This is a genomic window from Thermodesulfovibrionales bacterium (genome assembly GCA_035622735.1).
Classification (GTDB): Bacteria; Nitrospirota; Thermodesulfovibrionia; order Thermodesulfovibrionales; family UBA9159; genus DASPUT01.
The window spans coordinates 1-3,356 of the sequence record DASPUT010000170.1 but is presented as its reverse complement, the minus strand read 5'-3'; the positions used below and the strand labels follow the sequence as shown (position 1 = coordinate 3,356).

Below are 3,356 nucleotides of genomic sequence, written 5' to 3'. Positions count from 1 at the left end.
GCGCATCGCTCGCCGCTGAGTTCGATACCGGCATGACCGATGTGATGAGCAATGCCAGAACAAGAATGTTTGCGATTCCGAATGCCCTAACGCCCGAAACTCCCTTTTTCTTTTCCATTTCCGTCCTCCTTACCATGCCTTCTCACGGCATGAAATTAATCAGAATAAGTTGTAAATACTCACCCTTCTCCGCTCAAACTGTAGAAGTTGTTGTTTCGGATACCGACTCGCAGTCAGTTCCTAAGGTCATTATATAGCGTTTTGAGTTGCTGTCAATAGATGCATAAGAAGTCGGATGAATCGCGTTTCCGTGACGGCGAAGTTCGGCCTTTCCGATTTACTCGGCGTGCGTGAGGGTATCAGTACTTCTCCTACGGGTAATCTGTGCGTGGGTCTTTCCTTAAGCATTAAAAAAAGGGCGGTTCCATGAGACGAGAAATGGAACCGCCCCGTGAAAGCGACTAGCACTCGGTCGGTTTCGGCAAGCCCGCCAGCCTATAGGCACTCCGGTATCCCAACTCGGGAAAGAGCTTGTACATATCCATTTTTGTGAATCCCGCCTCGATGAGTATATCGCGACAGAGTGGGGATTCACCATATTTCTCATAGTGGAGCCTGAGTGCGGCGATGAGCTTCCAGTGTTCTCCTGTCAGCTCTCTGATGCCCTCCCTGCGGGCGAGTTGCTCGACAACATTAACATCCCAGTCGTCGATATTCACGAGAAAGCCGTCGTCATCCAGTTCCAAGGTCCTCTCACGGGTCTTCGTTGCGGTCGTCATAATCACACCTCCCTTTATTTCGACATTAGCTCTTGTGAAGGGTGAATACTATGATCTATATCATAAGAACACTCGGGACGAAACAGCGCAATGCCCTCTTGCAGGTTTGAGGCGAGTTAGAGCCATGGAAGGGCTATCGAGTCAGATACTGCTGATGAGCCGTTGCAGATGATCGAGGGTGATATGTCTCCGTTCGACGGGAAGACCGGTGAATTCGCTGAACTTGGCAACCTTTTCCTCATCAATCGGGATTATGCCGGTGTCGAATACGATGATCCTCTTGTAGTGCTCGAACATCAACTTGAAATCAAAGTCGAAGTCTTCCTTGCCGACCTCGAACATCTTCTCCCAGTTGTTTACCCAGCCGGCAGAGAGGAAAAAACTTGTCGCTTCCGCATTGAGCCGGAAAACCTCATCAGGCCCGACCATCGCCTCGAGACAGTTTCCCGCAGCGAGCCTCTTCGCTCCGTAGCGTTTGAGGATTTCAGATATCTCGGGATGGCAGTGACCGTAGACGACCTTTAAGTCTACTCCCTTCCCTGCCTGCTTCTCGAGGGCGTCCACAAGGTTTTCCTTGAGCCGGTCAAAATTCACGTGGAGCGCCGCGTCGAGGAAAAGGATGTTCCAATCGAGCCCCTTTTCCCTGACGAGGTATTCAAGCTCTTCCCTGAATATTCCGCAGCTGATGAAGATGACGGATTTCTCGGCCATAGAATCAGTATGAAACAATGCCGACCGGAAAAGAAAGGGGCGGTCTTCCCTCGCGGTTCAAGACCGCCTCCTGGGCGAGCGTTCGGCCTCAATCGAAGTTGATGGTTTTCCTGTTTGCCAGAATGTGGGCCTCGATAGCATCCGCTGCCCTTACGGGGTCATCTTCAAGGAGAAGCCTGCCTCCTGTCACATGAACGAGATCTTCCGTCAGATACTTCACCACAGCCGGGCTGCCGCTGATCATCGGTTCGGGCGATACGTGGGTAAGGAGGCCGTAGGAGAGGGCCGTAAAGATGTCGGCGATCGCCTTCTGCTCCATGTGTTCAGGCACCGATGCGGCAACGGGGAGCTGACTCGAGTCACAGCCTATCGTCCAGCACAGGGCCGCCACGGTGTCGAGAATTTTTCCTACATCCGTGCAGGACCCATAGGAAACCACGGGGGGAACATCGTATTTTTCGCAAATCGATCTCAATCTGGGGCCCGCAAACTTAGCCATCTCTTTCGTCGAGAGGCCGGTATTCTGATGCGTAGAGGAGCAGCATCCGGCACCGATGACCATGATATCCCGCTTAATCAGCTCCATAGTCAGTGTGTGGATGGCATTTCCGCCCTGACCGTGACGAACGGTTGTACATCCGGCGACCGCCACCGCTCCTTTTATGTTGCCTTTCTTCATCTCGTCGATGTAGCTGTAAATACTGTTTCCGAACATCTTGAGCACCGTTTCGGTCGTGTAGCCCGCAATGCATGTCGTCGCTGCTGCCTTTGACGGAATGTTGATGATCTTCCCGTTCTCCTTTCGCTCCCTGAATTGCCTGATCGCTGTTTCGATAACCTTCTCTGCCTGATTCTCTGCCTTCTCCGGATCGAAATCGAGGGCATCCACATCAGGGAAACGCACCACCGGATCGGTGCTCATGAGCTTCGTCCCGTACTTGTCGGCAAATACTTTGAGGGTCGGCACGGAACAGTTTAAATCCATGAGGAAGAGATCGACGAGACCCGTGGCGATGAAGAGCTCCTCCTGAATCCAGTTGCCCAGCTGCCCGCCGAAGACATCTTTGTATTCTCGACGGCTCGAGACATTCATCAACTGCTGGCCTTCGCAGAGAGAGCCGTAGAGTTTTATGCCCTTTGCCCCTGCCGCCTTTGCGGCGGACTGAAAGTGCTTTGTACCGGCCTTTTCCATGATGACACTCGCAAATATCGGCTGGTGACCGTTCGCGACGATATTGACGGTCTCCGGATCGAGACAGGCGATATTAGTCTCACCGGGGACGAGATCTGCAGTGCCCATGACGATATCCTGTATAACGGTGATCCCCCAAAGAGCAACATATTCGTTCGCATTTCCGAGCCTGAGGGCTGTCTTGAGCAAGTCGACGGGATCGTTGCTGATGTTTGTCATGCATTTCGTTAAGGCCGTCAGGATTTCCGAACTCGGCCCCCCGGCGTAAAGGTCTGTTTTCTTCCAGACCTCTTTTCTGCTCTCCAGGGCAAAGAGGTCCATTAACGTGAGCGGCTGATTCACCGGTTTGCTGATCTCGGACAGGATAAAATCGGCGAAGAGCACGGCGAGTTCATTGACGGGTCTTTCCTGGTCGATCCCGAGCCCCTGACACATGCGTTGGAGCTTCACCTCATCCTTTATTTTCAGCGGTGAGCGCCCTTCGCCGATAGCTTTTAACGTATTGGCGAGATTCCTGCACTGGTAGGTGTTGGCCGCAGTTCCGATGATTGCGAGTTGCAATAAGTTGCGGGCAACGATCAAATCCCCCGTAGCGCCGCAAACCCCGAGTGGGGCCTTCTCACTGATGCGGCACGGCCCATCCGAGCAGAGCTGGCAGCTCAAACCCTTCTTGC

Annotated in this window: 3 protein-coding genes; all 3 read right to left on the bottom strand. The window is 53.0% G+C overall.

The window, feature by feature from the left end; genetic code table 11:
- Positions 1 to 461 precede the first annotated feature (461 nt).
- The gene (locus VEI96_08965; GenBank protein HXX58115.1) at positions 462 to 779 is read right to left on the bottom strand and encodes a TusE/DsrC/DsvC family sulfur relay protein; all 318 of its coding nucleotides are present in this window, start codon (positions 777 to 779) and stop codon (positions 462 to 464) included.
- A gap of 141 nt (positions 780 to 920) precedes the next feature.
- Complete coding sequence (locus VEI96_08960; protein ID HXX58114.1) at positions 921 to 1,490, bottom strand: DUF1638 domain-containing protein; 570 nt, start codon at positions 1,488 to 1,490, stop codon at positions 921 to 923.
- A gap of 88 nt (positions 1,491 to 1,578) precedes the next feature.
- Positions 1,579 to 3,356 (bottom strand): anaerobic carbon-monoxide dehydrogenase catalytic subunit (gene cooS / locus VEI96_08955; protein ID HXX58113.1); only part of this gene is annotated, 1,778 nt, incomplete at its 5' end.